Annotated in this window: 26 protein-coding genes; 14 read left to right on the top strand and 12 right to left on the bottom strand. The window is 68.0% G+C overall.

Annotation, left to right across the window (positions count from 1 at the left end; genetic code table 11):
• Nucleotides 1–843 precede the first annotated feature (843 nt).
• The 7 genes from OG371_RS37165 to OG371_RS37135 all read right to left on the bottom strand — a co-directional run bounded on the left by OG371_RS37165 (nt 844) and on the right by OG371_RS37135 (nt 10,010).
• Complete coding sequence (locus tag OG371_RS37165; protein ID WP_329060605.1) at nt 844–1,347, bottom strand: GMC family oxidoreductase; 504 nt, start codon at nt 1,345–1,347, stop codon at nt 844–846.
• A 9-nt stretch (nt 1,348–1,356) separates the two neighbouring features.
• Nucleotides 1,357–1,668 (bottom strand): hypothetical protein, encoded by a 312-nt coding sequence (locus OG371_RS37160; RefSeq protein ID WP_329060603.1) that lies wholly within the window; start codon nt 1,666–1,668, stop codon nt 1,357–1,359.
• Nucleotides 1,669–2,308: 640 nt separating this feature from the next.
• The gene (gene fxlM / locus OG371_RS37155) at nt 2,309–4,390 is read right to left on the bottom strand and encodes a methyltransferase, FxLD system (RefSeq protein WP_329060601.1); all 2,082 of its coding nucleotides are present in this window, start codon (nt 4,388–4,390) and stop codon (nt 2,309–2,311) included.
• Between the two features lie 30 nt (nt 4,391–4,420).
• Complete coding sequence (locus OG371_RS37150) at nt 4,421–5,701, bottom strand: lanthionine synthetase C family protein (RefSeq protein WP_329060599.1); 1,281 nt, start codon at nt 5,699–5,701, stop codon at nt 4,421–4,423.
• Nucleotides 5,698–8,760, bottom strand: a complete 3,063-nt coding sequence (locus tag OG371_RS37145) for a lantibiotic dehydratase (RefSeq protein WP_329060597.1) — start codon at nt 8,758–8,760, stop codon at nt 5,698–5,700. Before OG371_RS37145 ends, OG371_RS37150 begins: the two co-directional genes overlap by 4 nt.
• A 100-nt stretch (nt 8,761–8,860) precedes the next feature.
• A complete protein-coding gene (locus tag OG371_RS37140; RefSeq protein WP_329060595.1) occupies nt 8,861–9,010 on the bottom strand; it encodes a hypothetical protein in 150 nt (49 codons plus the stop codon).
• A 229-nt stretch (nt 9,011–9,239) separates the two neighbouring features.
• On the bottom strand, nt 9,240–10,010 hold the full coding sequence (locus tag OG371_RS37135) for a TauD/TfdA family dioxygenase (RefSeq protein ID WP_329060593.1): 771 nt from the start codon (nt 10,008–10,010) through the stop codon (nt 9,240–9,242).
• 167 nt (nt 10,011–10,177) lie between these two features.
• On the opposite strand from OG371_RS37135, the gene OG371_RS37130 reads away from it, so the two are divergent.
• Nucleotides 10,178–10,594 carry an NUDIX hydrolase gene (locus OG371_RS37130; RefSeq protein WP_329060591.1) on the top strand — a complete coding sequence of 139 codons (417 nt, stop codon included), beginning with the start codon at nt 10,178–10,180 and terminating at the stop codon, nt 10,592–10,594.
• A 183-nt stretch (nt 10,595–10,777) separates the two neighbouring features.
• Nucleotides 10,778–11,857: a helix-turn-helix transcriptional regulator gene (locus tag OG371_RS37125; protein ID WP_329060589.1), complete on the top strand. Its 1,080-nt coding sequence runs from the start codon at nt 10,778–10,780 to the stop codon at nt 11,855–11,857.
• Nucleotides 11,858–12,342: 485 nt separating this feature from the next.
• Here OG371_RS37125 and OG371_RS37120 read toward each other — a convergent pair whose 3' ends face one another.
• The gene (locus OG371_RS37120) at nt 12,343–13,230 is read right to left on the bottom strand and encodes an aminoglycoside phosphotransferase family protein (protein WP_329060587.1); all 888 of its coding nucleotides are present in this window, start codon (nt 13,228–13,230) and stop codon (nt 12,343–12,345) included.
• Nucleotides 13,231–13,243: 13 nt separating this feature from the next.
• On the bottom strand, nt 13,244–14,560 hold the full coding sequence (locus OG371_RS37115) for an XRE family transcriptional regulator (RefSeq protein ID WP_329060584.1): 1,317 nt from the start codon (nt 14,558–14,560) through the stop codon (nt 13,244–13,246).
• A 687-nt stretch (nt 14,561–15,247) separates the two neighbouring features.
• On the opposite strand from OG371_RS37115, the gene OG371_RS37110 reads away from it, so the two are divergent.
• From OG371_RS37110 to OG371_RS47540, 10 genes are all read left to right on the top strand, one after another.
• Nucleotides 15,248–15,535 (top strand): transposase, encoded by a 288-nt coding sequence (locus tag OG371_RS37110; RefSeq protein WP_329057890.1) that lies wholly within the window; start codon nt 15,248–15,250, stop codon nt 15,533–15,535.
• On the top strand, nt 15,532–16,416 hold the full coding sequence (locus OG371_RS37105) for an IS3 family transposase (protein WP_329057889.1): 885 nt from the start codon (nt 15,532–15,534) through the stop codon (nt 16,414–16,416). The genes OG371_RS37110 and OG371_RS37105 overlap by 4 nt, the downstream gene beginning before the upstream one ends.
• 48 nt (nt 16,417–16,464) lie before the next feature.
• On the top strand, nt 16,465–16,758 hold the full coding sequence (locus OG371_RS37100) for a hypothetical protein (protein WP_329060582.1): 294 nt from the start codon (nt 16,465–16,467) through the stop codon (nt 16,756–16,758).
• Nucleotides 16,755–17,126: a hypothetical protein gene (locus tag OG371_RS37095; RefSeq protein ID WP_329060579.1), complete on the top strand. Its 372-nt coding sequence runs from the start codon at nt 16,755–16,757 to the stop codon at nt 17,124–17,126. The genes OG371_RS37100 and OG371_RS37095 overlap by 4 nt, the downstream gene beginning before the upstream one ends.
• 124 nt (nt 17,127–17,250) lie before the next feature.
• On the top strand, nt 17,251–17,502 hold the full coding sequence (locus OG371_RS37090; RefSeq protein WP_329060577.1) for a hypothetical protein: 252 nt from the start codon (nt 17,251–17,253) through the stop codon (nt 17,500–17,502).
• Nucleotides 17,495–17,791: a hypothetical protein gene (locus OG371_RS37085; RefSeq protein ID WP_329060575.1), complete on the top strand. Its 297-nt coding sequence runs from the start codon at nt 17,495–17,497 to the stop codon at nt 17,789–17,791. Before OG371_RS37090 ends, OG371_RS37085 begins: the two co-directional genes overlap by 8 nt.
• A gap of 361 nt (nt 17,792–18,152) precedes the next feature.
• Nucleotides 18,153–18,404 carry a hypothetical protein gene (locus OG371_RS37080; RefSeq protein ID WP_329060573.1) on the top strand — a complete coding sequence of 84 codons (252 nt, stop codon included), beginning with the start codon at nt 18,153–18,155 and terminating at the stop codon, nt 18,402–18,404.
• A 26-nt stretch (nt 18,405–18,430) separates the two neighbouring features.
• The gene (locus OG371_RS37075; protein WP_329060571.1) at nt 18,431–19,018 is read left to right on the top strand and encodes a hypothetical protein; all 588 of its coding nucleotides are present in this window, start codon (nt 18,431–18,433) and stop codon (nt 19,016–19,018) included.
• 636 nt (nt 19,019–19,654) lie between these two features.
• Nucleotides 19,655–20,422, top strand: a complete 768-nt coding sequence (locus OG371_RS37070; protein ID WP_329073374.1) for a trypsin-like serine protease — start codon at nt 19,655–19,657, stop codon at nt 20,420–20,422.
• Nucleotides 20,304–20,819, top strand: a complete 516-nt coding sequence (locus OG371_RS47540; RefSeq protein ID WP_442876026.1) for a helix-turn-helix domain-containing protein — start codon at nt 20,304–20,306, stop codon at nt 20,817–20,819. Before OG371_RS37070 ends, OG371_RS47540 begins: the two co-directional genes overlap by 119 nt.
• Here OG371_RS47540 and OG371_RS37065 read toward each other — a convergent pair.
• Together OG371_RS37065 and OG371_RS37060 are read right to left on the bottom strand one after the other, a co-directional pair.
• The gene (locus OG371_RS37065) at nt 20,780–21,694 is read right to left on the bottom strand and encodes an IS3 family transposase (protein WP_329057475.1); all 915 of its coding nucleotides are present in this window, start codon (nt 21,692–21,694) and stop codon (nt 20,780–20,782) included. The genes OG371_RS47540 and OG371_RS37065 overlap by 40 nt on opposite strands.
• The gene (locus tag OG371_RS37060; protein WP_329057474.1) at nt 21,694–22,017 is read right to left on the bottom strand and encodes a transposase; all 324 of its coding nucleotides are present in this window, start codon (nt 22,015–22,017) and stop codon (nt 21,694–21,696) included. The genes OG371_RS37065 and OG371_RS37060 overlap by 1 nt, the downstream gene beginning before the upstream one ends.
• Before the next feature lie 204 nt (nt 22,018–22,221).
• Here OG371_RS37060 and OG371_RS37055 point away from each other — a divergent pair, with 204 nt between their 5' ends.
• Complete coding sequence (locus OG371_RS37055; RefSeq protein ID WP_329060569.1) at nt 22,222–22,584, top strand: helix-turn-helix domain-containing protein; 363 nt, start codon at nt 22,222–22,224, stop codon at nt 22,582–22,584.
• Nucleotides 22,585–22,746: 162 nt separating this feature from the next.
• Here OG371_RS37055 and OG371_RS37050 read toward each other — a convergent pair whose 3' ends face one another.
• Nucleotides 22,747–22,983 (bottom strand): hypothetical protein, encoded by a 237-nt coding sequence (locus OG371_RS37050; RefSeq protein WP_329060567.1) that lies wholly within the window; start codon nt 22,981–22,983, stop codon nt 22,747–22,749.
• A 150-nt stretch (nt 22,984–23,133) separates the two neighbouring features.
• On the opposite strand from OG371_RS37050, the gene OG371_RS37045 reads away from it, so the two are divergent.
• Entirely contained in the window at nt 23,134–26,457 is a 3,324-nt protein-coding gene (locus tag OG371_RS37045) for an error-prone DNA polymerase (protein ID WP_329060565.1), read from the top strand.
• Nucleotides 26,458–26,567 lie beyond the last annotated feature (110 nt).

Here is a 26,567-nt window from a genome sequence, read left to right as displayed (position 1 = left end):
CGTCGTGGGAAGACTCGTCGTCTGCGAAAGCGCTGGATGGCGGCTGAAGTAGCTCGATTCGAACTGAGCTACGATCGCCTCAGCTTCAAGATCGCGTTTCGCGATCCGTGGGGTAATACTGTGTCCGAGGGGGGACTTGAACCCCCACGCGTGGGATATCTCCCCTATTGCGGGAGATCATGCGTTTTAGTGTACCGGTTTGCTCGCGAGCACGCCGAGGATCGATCCGCGTGCCTCATTCGTTGGCAAGGTGCCGACCGATGAACGTTGGCTCGTCCGAGTGAAGACTCCAGAGGTGGTTCGATGTACTCCGCTGGACGGTCTCCAGCTCAGCCAGAATCTTGTCCAGTGACTCCGGCGCGACCAGGATCAGCTCCGGCACGCAGGTATCCCAGGAGGCCGAGAGCAACGCCTTTGCGAGCAGGCTGACCTTCCGGTGAGCCCGCCAGGCCTGACGCCAGTCAAGCTCGTCGCAGGCGCTGGTTACGAGGGATAGCAGAGCGTCCTGTCCGGCCTGAACACACAAGTCGCCAAGTTGCGCAGGTGGGCCTCCAGATCGGCCCGTATCTGTTCACCACCGCGGTGTTCTACTACTTCGAGCCGAACCTCGACGGCTCCACCGTGGCGGTGACCGGGTTGGTGAAGTCCGCCGAGGTCAAGTCGGTGAGCATCTCGCGCCCGCAGTCCCCCTACGTCGTCGCGACCGTCGGCAACGGAACCTTTGCGCTGCCCGGCATCAACCTCAACGAGGCCCGCTCGAGGAGCGCGGCAAGAGCGTGGTCACCATGCACAGCGCGGCAGGGGTGGTGCTGGCGCAGCTGCCGATCCATGTCTAGGTCAGTGTCAACCCTCCGCGCCGCAGAGTTCCCGGACGAGCTGGTTCGCCGCGCGCCAGGCCAGGGCGACCATCGTGAGGGTTGGGTTCGCGGCGGTGGCGGTGGGGATGACGCCGTTGCCGCCGACGTAGAGGTGGTCGACCGCCCAGACCCGCAGGTACGGGTCGCAGACCGACTCGCCGTCGTCGTCGGCGCCCATGCGAACAGTGCCCTGGTAATGCAGAGAAGAACCGCCCGCGGCGAGGGTGGGTTCCTCCGCGAGCGTGCCGATCCGGGAAGCACTGCGGATGGAATTCGCGCGCATCGACTCGATGGTCGCGAGGTCTTTCGCAGTGTGCGAGTAGCGGATGGTCATCTTCGGCATCCCGTAGAAGTCGGTCTCGGTGTCGCTGAACTCGACCGCGTCGCCGAACTGGATATCCTTCGCCGCGTACCAGACGGAGACGCCGAGCCGGGAGGTCGGCAGGTCGTCGCCGACGGCGAGCTGGTAAGGGGAACCGGCCAGCGCCACGACCCCGCCCTACATCGGCCGGGCGTCGGAGAACGGGATGCGGACAGTGGCGAACTCGCCCGGAGGGTACCCGGCCGGATCGAACTCGTCGTCGAGCACCAGAAACGCGGTCATCTGGAAGTGCTCGTTGAGGTAGTGGCCGAGCGCGCGCGGGCGGATGCCGGAGGCGAACAGCACCTGCGGTGTGCGCAGCCCGTCCGCGCACACCACGACCCGCGCCGCCCGGACCCGGTAGACCGCCCCCTTGCGACGGTCCTGCAGCCGGCTCGGCCGAAGAGCTCGGCAGAAATCTGCACGCCCACCTCGGCAGGCACTTCTCATCACACCATTTTATGAAGGCCGGCGGCAGCGAGGGCGACCTCATGCTGCTCAACGGTTGGTCAACCGCACAGATGGCCAGGCGATACGGAGCCAGCGCGGCAACAGAACGCGCGCATGAATCGGCGCGACGAGTACGGGTCGGCGACATGCTGTGAACCATCAACGCAGATCAGGAGCCCGTGACCGGCGCAACCGGCGAAAAACCGATTGGTGGGGCGACCGCAAGCTAGCGCATGATCGCGGCGTGGACGGTTAGCGGCCGGCATGCACCACAGTCCCTAATCCCGCGGTCATCGCCAGGTGGGTTCGAGACGCTCCTGCCCCACCTCGCCGACACGCCAGCCGTCGACCAGTAGGTGTTGACCGGCCGCCGACCGCGGCGGCCGGTCTCCTACGAGGCATGAGAAATGTTCTGCGCAAACTCGGCATCCAGTCGCGCCGCGCCCCCAACTCGTCACTCTGAGCGTCTGGCTGAACGGCAGCCGCGACTTCTCCAGCTGGGGCCGCCGGGTGGTTCCATACCCGCGCATGGGCGCGGGCATGGTCGAGATGCTCGTGTCTATCCGAACAACTGCGCGGGCTTTGGCGAGAAGGTTCGCCGGGTACACAAGAATCCAGCGGTGGTGCGGCTGCGACTGGCCTACCAGGCGATGGTCAGCCAAGTGTTTGGGCGGGTGATGTGGGCGCCTGCTTGAAGTTGGTCGTCGCTGGTGGAGGAGGGGTAGGCGGTGATGGTGGGCTGCGCGGGCCGGTGCTGGTCCCAGTGGTGCAGCAGGTCGTTCAGCTGGGTGCTGACTTTGCCGGCGTCCGGTCCGTGGGCGGTGATGCCCAGCTCGTTGGTGTCGTCGTCGATGGGGCAGGTGGTGAGGTAGGCGATGGTGCCGCCGTTGTAGAGGGTGGCTCCGGCCCAGCGCAGGGCGGGGTCGGCGAGGCCGAGGTCGCGGGCCGCGGCGCCGACGGCCAGTTTGCCGAAGTTGAGGTCTTTTTGGATGGTGGCGAGCCAGAGGTCGAGGTGGGCGGCGGGTTCGTCGTGGCGGACGTGGAGGCCGGTCCAGTGGTGGTGTGCGGGGTGGTTGAGGGCGTTCGCGAGCGCGGTGTGGTCGGCGTGGTCGGCGGGGTCGATCTTGAGGATGACGTCGTCGGTGAGGCGGACGTGGATCTCTTCTTCTTCGGTGGCGCCGCGCATGGGCACGAAGCCGCATACCTCGGCGTCGGTGCTGACCATGCGGTTTTCCGCGGTGCGGACGAGGGCGATGGAGCGGGTGAGGCCGCTGCCGTGCAGGCGGATCGGGACGACGAGCCGTCCGGCGGGGGCGAGCTGGTGCCACCAGGCGGCCGGGATGTCCCAGGCGCCAGCGGTGACGATGATCCTGTCGAACGGGGCGTTGTCGGGGTCGCCGAGGGCGCCGTCCCGGCAGAGCACGGTGACGCGGTTGAAGCCGGCTGCGGCGAGGTTGGTGCGGGCGCCGTCGGCGAGGTCGTCGTCGAATTCGATGGTGACCACCGAGCCGGTCGGACGGGCCAGGAGTTCCAGGTATCCGGCGTTGAGACCGGTGGCCGCGCCGATCTCCAGGACACGGTTGCCGGGGCGGGCGTCGAGTTGTTCGAGTTGCGTGGCCACGATGCCGGGGCTGGAGGCGGAGGATAGGGCGGTGCCGTCGTCCGCACGTTTGGTCACCACGGCCTTGTACCCGTACGCCGTGGCCAGGTCGACGCCGGGCAGAAAAAGGGACCGGCGCAGCTGCCGGAAAACATCTTTCACTGCTGTGGTGCGGAAAATGCCGAGGTGATCGATCTTGGCGACGAGGGCCTCCCGCAGCTCCTGCTCCTGCAGTTCGAGCGCGGCGGTGTCGACGGTGTTCATGGTCACGGTCCTGACTGTAGGGGAATCAACGGGCGCGGTTTCGTTGCCTCGCGGGGTTCTTTCGGGTGTGGGTTCCCGGTGGAAGATCACGCGGCTGGCGGCAGTGGCGAGGGTTTTCTGGTGGGCTGCGGGGATCCCGAGCCGGTTGAAGGCGAACAGCAGCTGGTCGGCGAGGACGGCCCGTAGCCCTCGTGCGAGCTGTCCATGCTGGGCCAGCTCGGCGAGGGTGCGCCCGGCGTCTTCGAACGCCGTCGCCCAGCCAGGTGCCTGGGTGAGGGGGCTGTCGTCGGTGTCGGCCTGGGCCGTGATGAGCGTCTGCACCGCGGCGAGCGTGGCCGGGGACGGCGCGCTTCCGTCATCGGCTCGCTGCTCGGCGACCTGGGCCCAGACGTCGCCTTGTTCGTAGAAGTCTTGGCCGGCGGCGAGCATCATCCGGGTGGCCAGCCGCACGCCGATCTCGCTCCGGTGATCGTCGCCGCCGCGAGCGAGGTGAGCCAGGATATGGCGGCTGTCGGTGTGGAACAGCCGGTGGGCGGCCTGCATCGCGGCCGGGCCGCCGAAGCGGCGGGTCTCGGCTTCGTAGATTGCGCTCTCGGCGCGCCGGATCGCGGCGCGTTCGGTGAGCGTGGTCGTGAACTGCGTGAGAACTGTTGCGGCGTCACGGGTTTCGGTGGGCTGGATTCGTAGTCGCCATATGTCGCGTTTGCGGATGTACCACCACGCGGTGAGGTCTCCGTTTCCTTCGGCTTCGGTCAGGAGCGGCGCCAGGTGGTGGACGCCCATGCGTTCGGCGGCCTGCCAGCTGTCGCACCACAGGTTGACCTGCCGCCACAGGGTGGCCGGTTCGCGGTCGTTCATCGTCGGGTTCCCGTCGGGTTGTGGTGGTGCTCAAGTGAGAAGGAGGCAGGCGCTCCAGCCAGGGCTGATTCCGGTGGCCAGGGTGTGCAGGGTCAGGGCGATGCCGGCGGTGCCCTCGATCAGACCGGGCAGAGCCTCGGACGGGGTGTGGCGGGCGTCGTCGAGGAGCTGGTCGAGCAGGCGCGGGATGTGAATGGCCAGAGCGGGTGTGCTCGCGTCGGCGGCGGCGTGCCAGGTCGTTGCGAGGAGCCCGGCGCGGCCGTGGCACAGGGCCGGGTCGGTGAGGCTGCCCTGTTGGGCGGGGTCGCAGAGGCAGCGTGCGAAGGCGTCCTCTGCGGCCGCCTGGCGCACGGGATCGTTCAGGGCGAGGGCGGCGAGCTGCTGGGCGCGGGCGAGGCCGGGGGTGCCGTAGCACCAGGACGGCCGCAAAGGCCGGTCCTGCCGGGTCCGGTGGGCGTGGAGTTCGTGCACGGTGATCCGCTCGGGCCACCAGGGTCCTGCCGGGCCCTGCTGCCGCCAGTTCTCCAGCCACCGGCAGATCCGGTCGAGGGCAGCCTCCTGGCCGTCGACGACCACGCCGTGCCGAAGTGCCAGGGCCAGGAACGCGAGCGGGCCGGGAATGCCGTGTGCCACACCGAAATTGGCCTCCCCCTGGGCGAAGGCGGGATCGCGGTCGTGGGCCGAGCTGTCGCGGGTCCACCACCCCGGCGCCCCGGGCCCCGCCTCGTCGTCGGCGTCTACCGGCTCGGTCAGCCGCACCAGGTAGGCCACGACCCGGCGGACGAGATGGCCGCCGGGGTCCCGGTGCAGGAGGTAGGCGCCGAGACCGGTCAGGCCGCGGGTGAGGTCGAACTCGTACTGCGAGGGACGCTGCCCGGCGTCGATGCGGTCGTGGGCCGCGGCGAGACGGGTCTCGACGAGCTGGGCAACGCTGGCGTCGAGGGCGGCCATGTCGTGCGGGTAGGCGCCAGGGGCGGCGGTGTGGAGGGCGAAGGCCACGGCCGGGGCGCCGAACCACAGTCCGGCGCCGACCTGCCCGGCACTGGGCGGGCCGGCGCTCAGGTCGTCGCGGGCGGCGCTGGCCAGCCACGCGTGCACCGGTGCCGGGTCGGCCAGGCCGTGCTGGGCGCGCAGGCCGTGCAGGATCGCGACGCCCGCGGCTCCTTTGGAGAGCGATTGATCGTGCCAGCGGGGGCTGCGCGGGCTGTAGTCGTCGCCGTAGTCCACCGCCGGGGGCGTGATCAGGGCTGCGGAGAGCCGGTCGGCCGCCGCTGCGGCGGCAGCTCGCCGGCCGGTGTCCAGCGTGATCATGCGGCGTCCCCCTTCTCGGTCTGCTGGCGGGCGGCGTGGGCCAGAGCGACGGCCCGGGCCAGCTTGTGCGTGACCGCTTCGGTTTCCGCGTCGATGCCGAGGGCACGGTTGTGGTGCAGGTGCAGCAGCGAGGTGAGCGCCGAGGCGGGTGTCACGCGTGTTGCGGTACGGCGGAGGCCGGCGGCATATCGGGTGGCGGCCTGTGCCCGTGCCGCCCAGGCGCCGGCGATCGCCTCGCCGCCGGGCAGGCGGCACACGGCCTGCCGATCGGCGAGGCACAAGGTCTGCCGGCGGGTCTCGCGGTCCAGGGGCGGCGCGTCGGTGGCGAGTTCCGGATGGTCGATGAACCACCGCGTCCCGGCGCTCGCGCTGCCGGTCACCGCGGCGGCCAGATCCAGCAGGCTCGCAGCGGTCAGGGCGTGCGGATGCACGCCGCCCCCAGCGGACACGGCAGCGAGCTGGGCGAGGATCGCGGCGGAGTCGGCGGCGAACAGGTTCTCGGCCGCCGTCATGGCTGGACCGGTCCCGTACCGGCCGGTCTCGGGACGGTAGGTGCCGAAGCTGATCTCGCCGAGGAGACCGAGCATGCGGAGGTTTCCCGCCCAGGTGGCCACCCGGGCGGCGGCGCGGCCGTGGTCCGGGTCGTGAACACGCAGCCGCAGGTGCGGGGTGGGGTGGCGGTAGCGCACGAACCACCAGCGCGGCGGCCTGTCCCAACCGGCCAGCAGCCGCGGCAGGTGCTCAGTCAGGATCGTGTCGACGAGGTCGGGGTGCCCGTACAGCTTGGCGTACACCACCAGGTTGTCGGGCTCGCTCACGACCAGCGGTGCCCGTCCGCGCAGGAACGCCGGCGGCGGGTCGGGCGGGCCGGTCGCGGTCAGCGGGACGACGATCTCGTGGGCCCGGCCGGCGAACCAGCCGTAGTCGGCGGCGGCGGGCGCTTCCGCGACGGTGAGCGGGCCGTCGGCCGCGGTCAGGTGGGCGCGCAGCAGAGCCCGATCCATTGCCTGGCCCAGATTCAGCCGCAGCTGCCGATCACCGGTCCCCACCTCGATGCCCTCGGGCAACCGGCGACGCGCGCGAAGCGCCTGCAGAGCCGTGTTCCAGTCACGGGTCGATGCCGTCGAGCCGGGCAGGTCGGCCGGGTCGACACGCCACCGGGCGGGGGCGAGGATGGTGCGGCCGTACCGCAGCCGGGGCACGAACGGCAGGATCGCGGCGGCGCCCCAGTCGAACGAGGTGACCGCGGCGTGGGCGGAGCGGGGGATCTCGAGCAGCAGCCGGGCCAGCGGCGGCATCGTGTGCCAGGCCCCGGCATGCAGGAGCACCGGCTCCACCACCCGCCGCCTCGACAGCGACACCACGTACAGCCGGTGCTGGGCGGCGATGACCGCGAGGTCGGCCACCGGGATCCGGTGTGGGGATGGGTCGCCGTATTCGGCCAGGGTGATCGTGTCCGGCAGGACGGACGGGACACGTTGGACGTTCTCCTGCCGCACCTGCTGGGGCGGGAACGACAGCTGGGCGGCGACAGCTCCGCGCACGCTGGTGGGCAGGTTGGTGATCTGTTGCCGGTCGGGCTGGTCGAGCAGGTCGAGGAAGCGGCCGAGGTGAGCGGCCCGGCGGCCGAACCCGCACACGCCCAACGTGAAGTCGCCCTTGTCGAGCGCGACCGGCGTGGCGGCGCGGACATCGACCCACAGGTCCGCAGGCGACACCGGCCGCGTCCCCTGTCCGCCGGCCAGCTGGTCGAGTCCTCGCTCGTCGAGCACGACCTCGGTGACGTGTTCCAGCGCGGCCTGCTGGGCCAGGGCGAGCAGTACCCCGTCGCGCGACGGGACCTCCCGGACTGCGGGAGCAGCCGGTGCGAAGTGCGCGGGAAAGCCGACTCCGTCGGTGGGGTCCACGAGCTGGTCGACCGCGACTGGTGTTCCTGGGCCGTACTGGCCCAGGAACCGGCTGTGGTACTCGCGCCACGACGTGGTGCCCGCGGGTGCCGGGCTCAGCCGGATCAGTGCCTCGGCGGCGCGAGCGGCTTCACCCGCCACAGCCGTCGGCAGCACCAGACTGCAGCCCAGTCGCAGATCCACCGCCACGGGCTGAGCGATATCGCCGGCGAGCGCGCGCATCCGCTCGGCGGCGGCGCGCCGTGCCCGGCCTTCGACCCAGGACGTGGCGCGGTCGGCGTCCTGCAGCTGCCGGTGGATCGCCTGCAGCTCCCTGACCAACGGCCCTGTTTCCGGCAGATCCATCGCGTCCGCGGCAGTCAGCTGGTCCAGGAGATGGGCGAGAACGTCGGTGATGGTCGACGGGGGCCGCAGGCTGCTGATCAGAATCCCCCGGACTACCAGCTCGCCGACCATCGCCTCCAGCCCCGCGGCCGGGGCGCCCGGGTGCTCAGCGGCGAGCTGGACGATCAGATCGCCGACCCGCAGCGGCGAGCGCGCCCGCTGCATCACCGTCCGCACGACGGGGTTCAGCCGCACCGACACCTCGGCCTGCGCCCCGCCGGCTCCGGCATGCGGTGCCCAGGTCATGACGAGGCGTTCACCGCGTACCACCGTCTGGTCGTTGATCACGACGGTTAGCCGCCGCCGCAGACCGGAAGACGCTTCGAGCCGGGCGATCACCCGGGAGAGCCAGACCGCGTCCGGCCGGGTGCGGGCCTGGTGGCCCTCCGTCCATCGGGCGGACAGGTGCGGGCCGAAGCGGGCGCTGCTCACCCCGGCGCAGACCCCGAACGGGGTGGCCCGGCCGCGCAGCCGCACCCTATAACGCGCCAGTGCCAACGCCATACGCCGCACCTGCCCCGCCTCGGCTGTCCCTCCGGTGAGCACGGCCTCGATCCGCGCAGCGAGCACCGGACTGGCGATCGAGACCGCCTCGGCCACCGGCCGTTCCGCCCAGGCCGCGGCGAGCCATCCGACCCACCGCTCGCCGGCGGCGTCCTCCTCCGGCACGGGCCAGGGCGGCACGATCGTCTCGCCGGTAAGCACGCTCGCCCGCACCATCGGCGACCCCACCTGCCGGTAGTACGGCGCCAGCTCATCCCGCTTCACTGTCGTTCCTCCCGCCAGCCCTGTCCGTCGTGATGAGACCTATGCGCCGAAGGGGTGCCCTTAGCACGAACTCGTGCCGCGGACACCCCCGGCGATCACATCAGCAGTCGCCGTCTTTCTTGGTGTCACAGCCGTCGTCGGTGCTGCCCAGAAGCGCTGCCGCGGGAGGCCCGGCGGTGACGATGCGGACGTCCAGGGCGAGATCGACGGTGCCGTACTCCGCGATCAGTTCCTTCGTGCTGGTCTTCATAGCGATCCTCCTGCTGGTAGCGATGGTGTTTCTTCGTTGCGCCGGGCCACGCCACGTGGTCGCCGGCGTCCGCGTTGCCCAAGGAGGTCTCGGCCGGTGCCGCCTCCCCCTTGGCCTCCGCAGTCATGGCCCGGCTGCTGGACTGGGTCGTGGCTCGTGCCGGGTGCCCCCTCAACGGGGCTGGTTGTGGTGTCCCTGCCGGTCGGGGTCACGGCAGGGACACCACGGTCTAGGCGGCGGTGCGCGCCGGGAATCCGGCGGGGATGCGCCAGCCGGGCCGGGGTTCGACGTGTACTCGGCACATCACGCGGTCGCCGGTGAACGACCGGCGGCCGTGCAGCCATCGCCGGTTGTTCACCACATACCCGGCACCCGCGTCGAGCGGAAATGTCACCAGGTGCCGATCGATGGCCGCGCGCAGGACCGGCAGTGCGCGCTGGGCGCGCGGGGAGAACCGGGCCAGCTTGTCCAGCCGCAGCCTCAGGCTGATGTGGCCGTCCGGGTATGGCTCGAACACCTGCCCGACCAATCCCGCGGCGCCGCCGAAGTAGGCGCTGCGCGGGGCTGACAGGTCGGCCAGCGCGTCCGGCGCGGTGGCCGCGAGGTCGGCGTGTACCGCCTGGCCGTCGACCACCACACACTGCCCGCCGCGCCCGGGCCGCTCGCACACCAGCATCATCAGATGAGGAGGACGGTGCCGGTCGGAGCCGTCGGTGTGGGGCAGCAGCGGACGGTCGGTGAACCCTGCCCGGACGGGACCCGCCGCGCCGGCAGCCCGGTTGCTGATCACGGTCATCCCGTCCTGACCGCTGTCGCGGTGCGCCACGACCGCGCCGAGCCGGCCGGCCAGCTCCAGCAGCGTCCGCTCGTCGGGCACCCCGTCGAAGCGCGCCACGCCGTGGGCGGCAAGGCACGCGGCCAGCTCACCGACGTCATCAGAGGCCGCCACGTCGAGCCGGCACGCGGCCAGAACGTCTGCGGTGCCGGCACTGTCGAGCATTCCGCTGCCCTCCTGTTCATCACGGACCCGTTCGGTCCTGTGAGCACACCCGGTGCACGCGGTCGCTGTCCACTGACGGATTGTCAACCTCGCACGGCCGGGCCGCCGCGGCACGGACTGCTACCGTGCGGCGACAGCATTCCCCAGCCTCGGCGGAGGGTTCGACCATGGCGAAGCCCGCGTACCCGGTGTCGATCAAGGGCGTGCTGGTCCGCGACGGCCGGGTCCTGCTGGTGCGCAACGAACGCGAGGAGTGGGAGCTGCCCGGCGGCCGGATCGAGGACAACGAGACCCCGGAACAGACCGTGGCCCGCGAGATCGCCGAGGAAACCGGCCTGCCGGTGACGGTCGCCGAGATCCTGGACTCCTGGATGTACCACATCACCGTCGCGGACAAGGACGTGTTCATCGTGACCTACGGCTGCACAAGCAGCTCGACCGCCGAACCGGTCATCAGCCACGAGCACAACCGCATCGCCGAGTTCGCCGAACACGAGATCGCCGCACTGCCGATGCCTGAGGGCTACAAGCGCTCCATCGCCACCTGGTTCGACCGGCTCCGCACCCTCCACACCACCCGATAGGCGAACGCGATGGCCACCGGGTGCACACGCTGTGGAACGCCCCTCGGCCGCTTCGCACCGACTCCGGTGTGCCCCACCTGCCAGGCCAATACCGCAGCGCTGCCCGCGCCGCCGGCCCGGCTGGCGCCCGCGGTGTGGATGTGGTCCAACCCCGCCGCTGGCAAGGCACTGTCCACTCGCGACTTGCCCACGATCATGCGCGCCTACCGCCACGCCAACGACCTGTCCCAGGAAGCCCTCGCCGCGATCCTGGACTACGACAAGAGCTACATCGCGATGATCGAAACCCGCCGCCGCGACCCCGGCGACGTCGCGGTCCGCCGGCACATCGCCCGAGCGCTAGGCCTGCCCTCACACTTTCTCGGCGTCACCGAACCCGACGACGCCGACTTCGCCGCGCTGGTACAGTTCGGCGACTCCGTGATCCGCCTCGCCGAGATCGCCCGCCAATCCGGCCGGGCCGTCGAAGCAGTCAACGAGCTGTGGCCCCTCGTCGCCCGGCTGGAAGCCCGCGCCGCCGAAGGCCGCCTGGAACGCGACACCCTCCTCCTACTCGCCGCCGCCCGACTCGCCCTCGGCGTGTCCCTGGGCACCGTGCTACCGGAAGAACGCCTGTCCGCAGCCGCGGCCTGGACCGGCAAAGCCCTCATCCTCGCCCGGCACACCAACGACCAGCCGTTCCTCGCGCACGCCCTGCGGATGCACGGCAACGAACTCCGCAAAGCCGGCCGCCTCACGGCCGCAGTCACACGCCTCGACCACGCCCTGGCCATCTCGACCGACCCCACCGGCCAAGGCTCCGCGCTGGCGTTGGCAGCGCGCGCCGCCAGCGAAGCCGGGCTACCCGACCAATTCATCACGGCGATCAACCAGTGCCGCCGCCTACTGGACACCGGCGCAGAACACGGAATGCTGGTCAACCCCTTTACCCTGCGCGAAATCCACGCCCGCGGCCTGCTGGCCCTCGGCCAACCCACCCAGGCGCTACACGTGCTGACCACCGATAGCGCCGGCGAGCCCGCCGCCCCACAATGGCAAGTCATTGAACGCGTCACCACCGGCGAAATCCTCACCGCCAGCCGAGACAAGGACGGAGCCCAGGAATCCCTCCTGGCCGCCATCACCATCGCCGAACAACGACGACTACCCCACCAACTCCAACGCGCGATCCGCGCCGCCAACCGCGGCGGCCTCGCTGCCGTCGCCCACACCGGCCGAACCGCGCTGCAGCGCCTCCGCGGCCAGCTCGCCCCGACCAGCTGATCACAAGAGCACGGCAGACGAAGCGATCGCAACAGGCAAGGAGGCTCGGCTCGGACATTCACCTGCCGCAGCAAAAGAGCGACATGACCCTGAACAGCCGAACGTTCACCACTGGCCGGGACGTAGTACGCAACGGCTCACAGACCGAGCAGACACCGCCAAGCCCTACCTGTCCGGCCGAACGGAGCGAGAAGTGCCGGCTCGCCAGCTTGACGAGAAGCCCTGACTCATCCGCCCGAGGCAGAGTGCGCGTACTCGACCAACGAGTTGTCGATCACGATGCCGCCGATGAAGGCCGACAGTGACCCGGAGATGGTCGACGACTGAGTACGCACCTCCTTGGATCGAATCGCGGCGCAATCCCGCAGATTACTTTAGGCAGAACAGAAGCGTGTCATTTCATCCTCGTCCGGCAATGCCAGATCCACCGAGGTCTTCAGCGCGTCGCGTTCCGACCGCGCATTCAAAGAACTCCATGACTCAGTCTAAATCGCATCCCAAGTCCACGGGCGAGGCAGGTCGCCGCGTATACACGCAATTCGGTGCCGTACTTGGGTGGCGGCATCGCGGCGGACGCCAGCCTTGCTAAGCGCGAAACAGACCCAGCGAAGCTCTTGTATGTCTGCGAACGTGCGGTAGCCGGATACGGAAGTCAGGTCGTAACCGCCGTATTCGGACACGAACGAACGATACTCCCCGACTTCCAGTCGAGCGAAGTCAGTGTAGTCAACTGCTATTTGGATTAAGTCCCATTCAATATGGCCGATGGAGACCATCTCCAGGTCAAGCAAGATCGGCGGGCCGGAGTCGGGCACAGCCACGTTGCCCTGCCACGCGTCGCCGTGGATAATTTTCCGTGGCCCATCGAGCCCGAGCTGTCGATAGCGCAATCGCAGTTGAGTGAGGTGGCGCCGGAGCCAGGTGCGGTCGTCGTGGTCGATTTCGGATGCCTCGGTGATGCGCTGATCAAGGTTGGCGAATGGGTCATGAGTGGGAAGTCCCGAAATCTCCGGCGTCGACAGTGCATGGAAGGAACGCAAGACCGAGCCGAGCTCGGCGGGTGTAGCCGGCCGGTGCGCCGGCAGCAATGCCCACCAGGTGACCGGCCGGCCACTCACCACGACAGGCTGCTGCACATCAGCCAACGCTTGCACGACTGGCAGTCCAGCGCTGGTGAGCCACTCGGACACCAGCACCTCGCGGTGGGCGGCGACCTCCGAACCCGGTCGACCGATACGTGCAACCACGTCGCCGGCAAGCCGGTACATCACGTTGGAGCCGTCGCGGATCAATTCGGCCCCTCTGCTATCAAGGCCAGCGATCCGAGCGGCAGTCGAGAGCACGCCGTCCGCGGTCGTTAGGTTCGTTGTCACGCCGACGATCGTCTCAGCTCTCAGCTAGCGTCAGGGAGGTGATGTCGTGCCGCAACTCAGCAACGTCTCCGATCCGAGCGTAGCGCTCGGCCACCATCGCGAGGCTGGCCAATTCCTTCATAATCCGTCGAGACCGTAGTGGAGCGGCATCGGCGACCGCCTGCTGTCCGATGGAGGCTGCTTCGCGCGGGTCACCCACGGACATCATCAGCGCCGCGAGCCTAGTTCGGGAAAACGTACGCGATCTCGGATAGTTCGAGCCTTGCAATCGAATTGCCGTTTCCAACCGAGGTGCGGCCAATTCAATATTGCTTCTTTTTCGAGCAATCGGAATCAAGGCCTTTCCCGTACTTCCTAGATGTTCAGCTTCGTCGTAGTAGCACAGCCACGGCGGGTCAGCCGCAGCGTCACGGTCAGCAAAATATGCGTCCGCCCGGCCCACATCGGCAACCGCCTCGCCCAACCTATCAGTCAGGACTAGCAGTCGCGCTCGAATCGCCCACAGCATGGCACAAGCGGTCCGCGATACTCGATCCGAGCGAACTTGCGCGAACTCGATCTGCGTGAGCGCATCGCCGAGATTGCCGATATATGCAGACTTTCGCGACATTTCCGCCAGAGTGTTTGCACGCAGCGTCCAAGAGCCCGCTTGATCGGAACACCACAGCGCGAATTTGAAACAACGGTCGGCCGCCCCGTAGTTAGCAATATCGAAGGCAGAATATGCCACGACACCACTAAGATTTCCTACCGCCTCAAACATTGCCATACGTACATCATTATCAGCCCGCGCCTCGATCAATCGGACGGCCCAGCGTAATTGAGCGATAGCAGCCTCGCAGGACAGGCCACCGCCAAAGAGGTTCTCCGACGTCGCCACTGCGCGGGTAGTCGCGCGGACATGTTCGACGTCAGTCCAGCCGATCTGCCGAGGAATCGGTGTCTCCACCGACGTGCGTGCGAGAAACTCGGTCGGACTGACTCCAAGATCCGGCTGACCGCACAAGTCTGGGGTTGCAGCGGGCAGTGCAAGCGCGCTGCTGGCACTGTTGCTGCCCCGCGGCGTTGGCCGGAAACCCAATTCCGCGTCTGTCCTAACGTCCAGCACCGACCGCAGTGCCTCACGGTATGCCTCGTTGGGCCAGCCGACCTTGCCGCCCTCGTATCGTTTGATGGCGTCAGAGTCCAGGCTGTAACGCCGACGTCTCGTCTCCCAGAGGTACGCGTTCACCGCGTCAGCAAGCTCGGAACGGGTCATGGATTCGCCGGATTTGGCGCGCGAAGGTGTTGCTTCACGCTTCGCGCGCAAACTCGCGTTCGGTGTGGCCACTCTGTTCCCCTCGCTGGCGTACGTCGCTGAGTGTACCCCGGTGACCAGTGCAAATGGAGCTCAGATTGCCCCGGGGATGCCGGCCGATGCCCCCCAGAATGCCCTCTGCGGAATGCGGTACCTGATCGACGCTCTAACGATGACGACGACAACGGGGCTTGCGACTGTCGAACCGTCGGCGCAGCGAGCCCATCTGACATGGGTGACAGCTGCCTACATGCCCTGTGATCACGCTGTTACCGATGAGGCGATGGCAGCCGGGATGGCAGCAGGTGGGGTGTTCGAGGGGCTATGCCGGGCTCGGTTTCTGTCGGCATCGTTAGCGACGGCTCCAAGGGCGGCGTGTTCGCGATGCCGGTTGATGTTGAAGGCGTCGACCACGCGCTCGGCGGTGGAGGTGCGGTTGCGGGGAGCTCATCGGCATCGGCGACCGGGTCGAGTTGCGCGGTGGTTCTCGGCGTTATCTGGTTCCGAGCTTCTGGCCGTTTCGGTGGCGGTCGGCTCGCCGCCAGGCCCAGCAGCACGGAGCCACGCGCTCCCACGACTCCACACAGACCTGACGCCCAAGGCGCGTCCGGCTCCGAACGAGGAGGCGCGCGCGTGAGCGTCTTCGTCGCCGACACCTGAGGTTCCCCCTTCGGGCCGGACACTCTGAGCCCAGACAGTGGTCTGGGGAAGGATGTCCTGGTGCCACGTCCGTCGAAGTATCCCGAGCAGTTCCGCAAGGACGCAGTCGAGTTGGTCCGCAACTCTGATCGTCCGCTGCGCCAGGTCGCCCGCGACCTGGGCGTGAACCACGAGACCCTGCGCAACTGGGTCAAGACCGCCGAGAAGCAGGCCGGGCAACCGTCCGCTGTGTCGGGCGCCGATCAGGACGAGCTGCGGACACTGCGTAAGCGGGTGGCGGAACTGGAGGTGGAGAAGGAGATTCTGCGGAAAGCGGCCGCCTATTTCGCGAAGGAGATGGGTCGTTGACCTGCAGCTACCGGTTCATCTCCGAACACCGCGCCAGCTTCGCTGTCGCACTGCTGTGCCGGGTCCTGGGTGTCCGCCGCCCCGGGTTCTACGAATGGATCGCAGCCGCCCCTGTCAGGGCCGCGCACGCCGCGACCGAGGAGGAACTGGCCACCGAGATCGCCGAGGTCCACACCGAGCACCGTGGGCGCTACGGCTGCCCGCGGGTCACCGTCGAACTGCGCCGCCGGGGCCGGGTGGTCAACCACAAACGCGTTGAACGGATCATGCGCCAGCGCCGGATCGTCGGGCTGACCCGCCGGCGCCGCCGGTCCCTGACCAAGCAGGACACGACCGCCGCACCGGCACCAGACCTGATCAGCCGGGACTTCACCGCCGACGCTCCCGGCGAGCGGTTCGTCGGCGACATCACCTACCTGCCCACCCAGGAAGGATGGTTGTATCTGGCGACCGTGCTGGACCTGCATACCCGGGAAGCGGCCGGTCACGCGATGGCTGAGCACATGCGTGCCGAGTTGGTATGCGATGCGGTCGATCTCGCCGTGGGACGTGGTCTGACCAGTGCTGATGCGATCTTCCACTCCGATCGTGGTTCCCAGTACACCTCCTCGACCTTCCGCGCCGCACTCACGGCGGCGGGTATGCGGCCGTCGATGGGGCGGGTCGGGTCGTGCTACGACAACGCCGTCGCCGAGTCGTTCTTCGCGACCCTCAAAACCGAGATCGGGACCCAGGTCTGGGCCACCCGCGACGACGCCCGCCGGGCAGTGTTCGCCTACCTCAGCTACTACAACCACGACCGTCTACATTCGACACTCGGATACCGAACACCCCACGAAACCCGCATCAGCTATCGTCAACCTATCGCCCTCGCGGCATAAAACCCCGGTGTCCGGATCCCGGGGGGAACCTCAACCCGCAATCATGCTGTGGCGCGCCAGGCACCTGCCCGTTCTCTGCGCTTCACCTGCGTGTGGACGATCCGCAACGAACCGTCAGTCGGCACCTCCGCCATGCTTAGCCAGCCGGCACGAACCTGCCCTGAGGACATCAACGTCGCACCTGACGAATCATTCATCGAGGCCCATCTGCGTGGGCACGGTTTCTGCCACGACGGCAAGGATCCGGTGACGGCCGACGCAGTCACGGCCGCCGCTGGTCTCACGGGCGAGATACTCGACTTCGCGGGGACGCGGGCGGAATACCAGGAACCAAACCGATGACCGGCGCCAGAGACGACAGTACCGACCAGCCGGAACTCACGGTGGTCCCTGGCGGGCACAGCGGCGTCATCATCCCGATGGGGCGGAATGAGCTGGAGCTGCCGATCTCGATCATGCTCCGAGGCAGTCGTGAGGTCGACCTGTTCCGCGAGGCGATGGGTACAAAGACTTCCGCTGGCTCTGAGATGGCGCAGATCGACCGAGTGATCTTGGCGCTGCGTGTGGTCGCCTGTGCCCTCGTGGACGCCGCTGCCGACGAGACACCGCCGGAGGTCGTGGTCGATATCGACGAACACGGCGACTCGAAGCAGGGGCTGATCAGCGTGTTCGCGCGTAAACGACCTCCGGGTCTGCCCCGGCGCGGCTAGCTCACTCAGTGCACTGCCCCCGGACAAACCACATACGCATCCAAGAAACCCAGACTCTGACTCCGCCCAGCTTCCCCTAGCCCCTTCAGGGCGGGGCCGGACCGCTCTACAAGGACAGGAACTCATGGAGTACAAGGCAATCCGCCCGACGATGGCTGAGTTGGTAGCGACGGTCCAGCGCTGGGAATCCTTCGAGGGGCGCAGAGGTCTGCGCGGAGAAGTCGGCGAAGCACTGGACGGAGACCGCGTGTGGATCACCCGGGTACCCAACGCGAACCGCAACAGCGGCTACATCGTCACCGTGTTCAGCCGTGCTGCCTGGCGAGCGTTCCGCCCGGCGATCCGAATCACCCGCGAGGTGCCCGCTCATGCCTGACGAACCCGCGGACGTCCTAGCCGCCGTCCTGGTCCCTGACTTCGACCAGCTCGCCCAACGAGTCTCCAACGGCGACATCGCCGTCTTCGGCTGGGAATGGAGCGAAGAAGGTCCGGAGACGTTCGAGGCGCTCTTCGAGGACGTCGCCGAGAAAGTCGGATTCGTCGCCGTCTTCGAACGCATCGCCGCCAAACGAATCACCATCGCCTCGCGAGAGGGATCACCACCCGCACCGCAACGCGTCCAGCAGGCCATAGCAGCCCTCGAAAAACATCGAGATCATCAGTAGCGCGATCACGATCGTCGTCGCCAGGTTCCTCAGGGCCAGCAATTGTCGCCTCAGCTCCGAGCGCGCAACGACTCGGCGACGAAAACCACGCCGGTGACGAAGGATCGCACTCTCGCTGCTTCTGGAGCGGCTTGGGTCGTTCCTGCGATTCGACGCCAATTCCGGTGCCTACGCCTTGCCACGCCGCTTTCGATGGTCGCGGCATCGAACCGATTCTCGCTGGCCGCCGGAACACTGGTCATGGCCCAGCGGAACTCCGAGGAAATTTGCGATGAGAGCCCATCCTCTCCAACCCCAGTTGAGCACCAGTGACGCTCGCGGGTCACATCTATCAGAAGTCGTCTCGTAGAGGAAGGTTCGTATGCCACGCCGACAATCATCACGCCGCGCCGCGGCCTGCACGACGTTCAAAGGGCGCGACTGCGCACCGGAGTTCGCCGTCGCAGCAGGGCGACTGGCCGGCCCGGTACAGGCCAAGGTGCAGGTGTGGGGCGCCGATCTCGGCCAGCCTCTCGGCGTCGATCACGAATCCGACGACGCCGACATCTATCTCGAGGCGTTTTACGAGCGCTCCGACGGCGAAGCCCACAACACAGCGGGGCAACCCGGATGACCTTGGTGACAGTCTCAGACCGGGTCGTGGCGCGGATAGCGCTGTTCGGGGCACTCGCCAGCATGTTTCACGGGCTGCACCTTTGGGCGGACCATTGGCTTCAGCGGCCGAAAGACGCTGTCCTCAAAGGACTGCACGGCGACGAGCTGGTGTATCCCAGTGATGGCACGCCTGTGGCCAGGGTCGACGGCCTGCGTGAGGACGAGGCTCCGGTGCCGGCCCGCGTCGTCGGGCGCCGTGCGGCCACGGGCCACGTGCTGACCTACGCCGCCGGGCAACTCGTCGTCACCGAGGCCGTCGCGCTCACCCTCGGCATGCGGATACCGTGGCGTGCCCGGCTTGTCGGTGCGGCGATCAATTTCGGGACGCACTGGATCATCGACCGCCGCCGCCCGCTGCTGTGGCTGGCGAAGCAGGTCAACCGCAAGGACATTTACATCGCGTTCGCCACCGTGGTGCGCAAGCCCGGCAACCCACCGGATGAGTCCGGGCCTGGCACCGCGCTCTACGACCTCGACCAGGGACTCCACAAACTTCTGAGTGTCATCGCTGCCGCGGTGACGGCCCGCCTCGCCGTCCCCGCGCGCCGACGACGGCAAGGTGCCTCGTGCTGACCACTGACGTGGCCCACAGGGTCGGCCCGCTCGACCGCCCCGACACGGCGCACGTCCGGCGAAACGGCACATTGCGGCCGGATAACGAAACCGTAATCGGCCGGAACATCGTGCGCCTCATTCCCGAACACACCGACGAGGTCTCCGCGTTGTCGCTCGTAACCACAGCCGGACGGGCCCCCAGCTGTAGCGCCGCCGATGGTCGGGCGGACGCATGGTGATCAACGACAGCCGCTCTAATCATGAGCCCAATCCTCCTTGCCAGCCTCGCAGCTGCCGCGCTCTTGGCCGGCACAGCGTTGGCGCTACGAGCCCGAGTTCGCAATCGGCGTCGGCGGTGGAGTCAGCGCCCAGATTCGGTGGCCGCGATCACCGCCCGCGTCGAAGCCGAGCGGAAACGGCCACCATCCCCGGCCTGGCCGTTGTACGACCGCGACCTCCGGGACACCGTTTCGGAACACGATCAGAGGACGCTACGCCTGCCCCGAGTTCACGCGCCACGAGCGCGGCTGCGGACACGGCCCTATCTGCGACACGCTTCTCGTCCCCTTCCGCTCAAAGACGTAGACCTGACCGGGGTGGAAGCAAGCCCGCATCTCCCAGGCCGCGGTCCACAACCGGTGGGTGGCGAGAAGGATGCGGCCGCGGAGACACCGCGGCGACATCCTGCCGAACGATCAGCACGCTCCGATCCACACAGCCGTGGCAACGACTTCGACCAGGAGCAGTGACTGCCTATTTTGCTGCCGCGCAACGGAACCACGCGCCGGCCTGTCCGACTCATCTCGGGCGGAAGCGCTGTGCCGTCACGAAGACTCCCCCGGTGTCAGCCGTGGGAAACCCGAAAACCACTATCAGGAAAGAGAACCGTTGAGATCGACAGCAGGAAGCCTCATCGCCGCCAGCGCACTTGCCGTGCCCGCACTGCTGGGTGGCGGCGTCGCCTCGGCCGAGGTAGCACCGCAGATCGTCGGCGGCACCGCAGCCACCGGTAACACCGGCTGGATGGCGTCCCTCCAGTACAATGCACCCAAACACGGCCGTTTCGCACAGCACACTTGCGGAGGAACGCTTGTGTTCCGACCGTGGGTCGTCACCAACGCCCACTGCGTCGACGACCAGCCCGGCAACACCACGAGCATCCCGGTCGCGGACAAGCAGTTCTTCGTCCGTGTCGGCTCGAAAGACCGCACCCGGGGCGGGGAAACCGCGAAGGTCATCAAGATCGTCGTCCACCCCGGCTGGAACTGGAACCAGGACCCCAGCCAGCCGGCTGACGCTCATCGTGGATATCGCCGAGGAGTGCGGGCTCTCTCTCAGTTGGGCCGGACGCGTCCTCCGCCGGGCGGGCACTCAGCTGCCCGAGGTTCCCCGAGGGGGCAAACGCGTGGACCTCCACGCTGACCGGATCGCCCACGAGTACCGCGCCGGCGCCAGCATCCACGGCCTCACCGACGAGGACTACACCGCCTACGGCACCGTTCGCCAGGCGCTGCAGCAAGTCGGAGTTCCCCTGCGTGCGCATGGCAGCCAGAACCGGAAACCGACCAAACCTCCCGGGAACCACGCCGTGACCGCGGCCGGCCCCCGGGGCCGGGGCAACCAGCGCCGCTACTACGCCGAGGACGAGTGGGGCATCAACCCGTTACACCTGTTTGCTGACTGGCTCGCCCGCACCCCGGGCTTCGCACGCCCGGCCCCACCCCAGCCGCAGGGGCGGGTGCGGTTCACTGAGGTTCCCCCCGAACAGTGGACAGGTCTTCAAGCAGCTTTCGCTGCGCCTGTCAGGGACTGTTCGTAGCACACAGGATTGAGCATCCCGATAGCCGAGTGACGCCTCTCATTGTTGTACCGACCGATCCACTTGTCAACTGCAGCAACAAGTTCTGCCTTGACTGTGAACGTGTGGCGGTAAAAGTACTCGTGCTTGAACGTTGACCAGAACGATTCCGCGGGGCTGTTGTCCCAGCAGATACCGGTCTCACCCATCGACCGTTTCAACCCGTACCGGTCGCAGGCTCGCGCCGTCAACCCGGCCGTGAATTCCCCACCGCGATCGGAATGCAGCACTGTGCCGGCGACACCGCGGCTGCGGCAGGCCACCGCCGCGTCGATGGCCTCACAGACCATGTCAGCACCGATATGGTCGGCGACGATGTGCCCGAGCACGCGGCGGGAATGCCCGTCGCGGATCGCGCACAAGTACAGATCACCCTCACCGCAGGTGAGGTAGGTGATGTCGGTCAGCCAGACCGCGTCGAGCTTGCCCTGGTCGAAGTTGCGTCGCACCAGATCCGGCGGAAACGACGCCGCCGGGTCAACCACCGTGGTGCGGACTTTGAAGGTGCGGGGACTGATGCCCTCGATCCCGATTCCGGCCATGATTGCCGCGACGGTTTTCTCGTTCACTGTTTCACCGCGTGCCCGTAGTTCGGCGGTGATCCGCGGGGACCCGTAGGTACCGTCGGACTCGGTGTGTACGTCGAGGATCTTCACCGCCAGATCAGCGCGGCGCTGCCGCCGGGGCGTCAACATCGTTGCTGCGGAACGTTTCATGTACGCGTAGTAGCCGGACGTCGAGACACCGAGCAGCCGCGCCATGCGCAGGACAGAGAACCGTGTGCCCTCGGGTGGTGTGGAGCCGGCGGGCTCGTCGGGGCCGGCGTACTTCGCCATCAGATCGAACCTCGCGGGTTCTTCTGCATCGCGGCAAAGTACGCCGACGCTTTTACCAAGAACGCGTTGTCCTTCTCCAGCTCGGCCACCTGCCTGCGCAATCGCAGCAGTTCGGCTTGCTCTGCAGCTTCCAGGGGTTTCTCGCCGTGGACCCCGGCGGCGGCGATCCTCCGCCGTTCGTCTTTGACCCAGACACTGAACATCCCCGGATCGATCCCCAGCTCACGGGCAACCTCGGCGATCGTGCGGTCGGAGTCGATCACACGATGCGCAGCCTCAATCTTGTACTCGGCCGTGTACGACCGACGCTTACGAGGAGGCATAACGGACATCCTTCCAGCAGGACCGCAGTCCTGCTAGCTCGGTGTCCACCGCCCAGGGGGAACCTCACACCTGCGCCGCGGGCCACACGGAAGTGCCACCGACTGCAAGCCGCTGCCCCTGCGGCGTGCTCTTCTACTCCCCCCATTCCGGATGACCACGATCGGCGCGGCGTCAGGGATCCGCCACCAACCGAGGACGAGACGTTGACGGAACCGGCACTGCACCACACAGCGACGAGTGATCCACCGATCGCCGGCGGGCTTGAGATCGATCACGACATCATCACCGAACTGGTCCAGCGGTACAGCGACGGCGAAACCATGGAGAGCCTGGCCGAGCAGTACCCGCTCAGCTATCGGAAAGTCCGTGAACTGCTCCACCGCGCCGGTGTCACCATCCGTCCACAAAAGATTCTCCTACCGCAGACCCCGCCAGGACTGGTCAACGCCTACCACCACGGCGGCACTATCCAGCAATTGGCCGACACCCACGGCATGAGCTACAACCAAACCCGCCGAATCCTGCTCGCCGAAGGTGTCCGGCTACGGCGCCGCGGTCCACGTTAAGCGCCAGGATCCACCCCGCTCACGGCGTTTCAGGGTTCTGACTTCTCCCGCGTTTTCGACCAAGAACGGCCGATGCAACGGGATCTGGCGTAGCGAACGCCTGGCGACGAAGCCGATGCCCAACGCATCAGCGAGCCGACAATCACGCCGGCTGGGCATGATTCAGGTGGATGCACCGCCGGTCTTCGGGGTCACGTCGCGTATGGTCCCGGCTGCGGCCCACTTCGCGAGCGTCTCCGCCGACATGATCGCTGCCTGCGGCCGGGGCTGAGCCTGCGGTGGCGGTGGTGGGTGCGGCTGGAACCACACCTGATCAGGCAGGACGTACCAGGTGCCGTGGGCGACGCTGTCCTCGACGTAGACCTTCGTAGCCAACCTCAGGTCTGGTTCCTCTGCCACATGCCACCTCACTCTTTCAGACCAATGTGACCGCGCACACGTTGCGGTTCCCCGCACGTCAAGCGCACTGTCGTACACACGTTCGATCAACGAACGTACTTTAGTTCGCCGTCTTTCCCACGGCGCGACGACATGCCGTGGGAGTTCGTGATGGCGTTTGAGAACCCGGTGCGCCGATGGTCGGAGCTCGAGCGGATCGCCTCCGGCCGGCCACCCGCGGGCAGCCCGGACGAGCCGGCGACGGCGGAGGCGCCGCAGTCGCGCAAGCGTGAGGGATACCGGCCGCCGCAGGATCTGCGGGTCCGCGCCGAGAGCGAGGAACCCGAGCCGCGGGTGCCCTACGCCGAGCTGCATTTGCACTCCTACCACTCGTTCCTGGATGGCGTGTCCTCGCCGGAAGCACTCGTCGAGGAAGCGGTCCGGTTGGACTTGGACGCCGTGATCCTGAGTGATCACGACGGGATGTACGGCGCGGTGCGGTTCGCCGAGGCTGCCCGGGAGGTCGGGATCCGCGCCGGTCACGGCGCCGAACTGTCCCTCGGGCTGCCCGGCCCGCGAGGTGGGATCCCCGACCCGCTCGGGGAGCACCTGCTCGCGGTGGCGCGGGATCTGGAGGGCTACCGCCGGCTGTGCCGGGTGATCTCCCACGCCCAGCTCGCCGGCGGCGAGAAGGGGCGCCCGGTCTACGACCCGGGCATGGTCGTCGAGGAACTGCGCGGACACGTCTTGGTCCTGACCGGCTGCCGCAAGGGCGCCGTCCGCCGTGCCCTGGTCGAGGCCGGCCCGGCCGCGGCTGCCATGGCGCTGCGCGAGCTGGTGGATCGGTTCGGGCGGGAGCACGTTGTGGTCGAGCTGATCCACCACATGCAGCCCCTCGACGGCCGCCACAACGACGCATTGGCCGGCATGGCCGCCGACCTTGGGGTCCCGACCGTGGCGAGCAACAACGTTCACTACGCCACCCCCGCCCAGCGGCACCACGCCCACGCGGTCGCGGCGGTCCGGGCCCGTCGGTCGATCGCGGACCTGCAGGGCTGGCTGCCCGGCGGCGGGCCGGCGTTCCTGCGCAGTGGCGCCGAACAAGCCCAGCTGTTCGCCCGCCACCCCGGCGCCGTGCAGCGCGCAGCGTTGCTCGGCGTCGAGTGCGCGTTCGACCTCGCCCTCGTCGCACCCCGGCTGCCGCCATTCCCGACCCCGCCCGGGTTCGCCGACGAAGCCGCCTACCTGCGTCACCTCGTCGAGCTCGGCGCCACCGACCGCTACGGGCCCCGCGCGGCCAACCCCACTGCGTATGCCCAGCTCGACCACGAGCTGCGGATCATCGAGGAACTCGACTTCCCGGGGTACTTCCTGGTCGTGTGGGACATCGTGAAGTACTGCCGGGACAACAACATCTACGCCCAAGGCCGCGGCTCGGCAGCGAACTCCGCGGTCTGCTACGCCCTATACATCTGTCACGCCGACCCCGTCCGCTGGAACCTGCTGTTCGAGCGCTTCTTCTCCCCCGAGCGGGACGGCCCGCCCGACATCGACGTCGACATCGAATCCGACCGCCGCGAGGAGGTCATCCAGTACGTCTACGCCACGCACGGCCGGTTTCACGCCGCGCAGGTGGCGAACGTGATCACCTACCGCGGCCGCTCCGCCGTCCGCGACGCCGCCAAAGCCCTCGGCTACACCCCGGGCCAGCAGGACGCTTTCGGGAAACAAGTCGACCATTGGGGCTCGGTCGTCGGCGCCGCCGAGTCCGACCACACCATTCCCGGGCCGGTACTGGACCTCGCCGCGCAGCTGGAGGACACGCCCCGGCACCTCGGTGTCCACTCGGGCGGCATGGTCATCGCTCACTCCCCGGTCTCGGAGATCGTGCCGGTCGAGTGGGCCACCGCGAAGGACCGGTCGGTGTTGCAGTGGGACAAGGACGACTGCGCCTCCATCGGCCTGGTCAAATTCGATCTCCTCGGACTCGGGATGCTGTCCGCGCTGCACTACATGACCGACCTCGTCGCCGAGCACCACGGCATCGACGTCGACATGGGACAGCTCGACCTCGCCGACCCGGCCGTGTACGACATGCTCTGCGAGGCCGACGCCGTCGGCGTCTTCCAGGTCGAGTCGCGCGCGCAGCTGGCGACCCTGCCGCGGCTGCGGCCACGCGAGTTCTACGACCTCGTCGTCGAAGTCGCGCTCATCCGGCCCGGCCCGATCCAGGGCGGCTCGGTCCACCCCTACATCCGCCGGCGCCGCGGAGAAGAAGCCTGGGAGCACGCACATCCGCTCCTCGCGCCTGCACTCGAGAGGACCTTGGGGGTGCCCTTGTTCCAGGAGCAGGTGATGCAACTCGCCCGCGACGTCGCGTCCTTCACGGCGGCGGAGGCCGATCAGCTGCGGCGAGCGATGGGCGCAAAACGCTCCACCGCGAAAATGGCGCGACTGGCCGGCCGGTTCTTCGAAGGGGCCAGCGCCAACGGCATCGCCGGCGGCCTTGCCGACACGATCTACGAACAGATCCGCGCGTTCTCCGGCTACGGTTTTCCCGAGAGCCACAGCATGTCGTTCGCATTACTGGTTTATGCGAGCGCCTATTTCAAAAAATACTATCCGGCCGCGTTTTGCGCCGGGCTGCTGCGCGCGCAGCCGATGGGGTTCTACAGCCCGCAATCCCTTGTCCAGGATGCCCGCCGACACGGGGTTACCGCCCGCCGCCCCGACATCAACGCCAGCCTCCCCCATGCCACCCTCGAGCCCGACCCCGCCAGCCGCGGCGGCCAGGCGATCCGCCTCGGTCTCGCCGCCATCGCCACCGTCGGCCAGGACGTCGCCGAGCAGATCGTCACCGAACGCCAGGCCCGAGGCGCGTTCACCGGAGTCTCCGACCTCACCGACCGGGTCGAGCTCACCACCCCCGTCGCCGAAGCCCTCGCCAGCGCCGGCGCCTTCGATGTGTTCGGGCTCGACCGCCGTCAAGCGCTCTGGGCCGCCGGCGCCGCGGTCCGCACCCGGACCGGGCACCTGCCCGGCACCGCCGTCGGGCAGCAAGCGCCACCGCTACCGTCGATGAGCGCGCTCGAACTGACCGTCTCCGATCGCAACGCCACCGGCATCACCACCGACGTCCACCCCGTCGCCTACGTCCGCAGCGTATTCGACACCTATGGCGCCACCACCACCCGCGACCTGCTCACCCTCACCGAGAACACCCGCGTTCACGTCGGCGGCACCATCACCCACCGTCAACGCCCTGGCACTGCCGGCGGCATCACCTTCCTGAACCTCGAAGACGAGACCGGCATGGTCAACATCGTCTGCGCCAAAGGCTTCTACCGCCGCTACGAGAAACTGCTGCGCCACGCCCGCATTGTGATCATCCGCGGCCTGGCCCGAATCGGCGAAGGCACCGTGTCCATCGACGCCGACAAGATCATCCCCATCGACCTCACGGCCCTGGCCGCACCGTCACGCGACTTCCGCTGACCCGACCGCGCTGCGCACCGGTCTTGTAGGGTCTCAAAACCAACTGAAGCGGCGTTTGACGTTCACCTGCACCGATGGCTCGATACTCCACCGTGCTGCAACTTCCGAAG

The organism is Amycolatopsis sp. NBC_01480 (genome assembly GCF_036227205.1).
Lineage (GTDB): Bacteria > Actinomycetota > Actinomycetes > Mycobacteriales > Pseudonocardiaceae > Amycolatopsis.
This window is presented reverse-complemented; position numbering and strand designations above follow the sequence as displayed.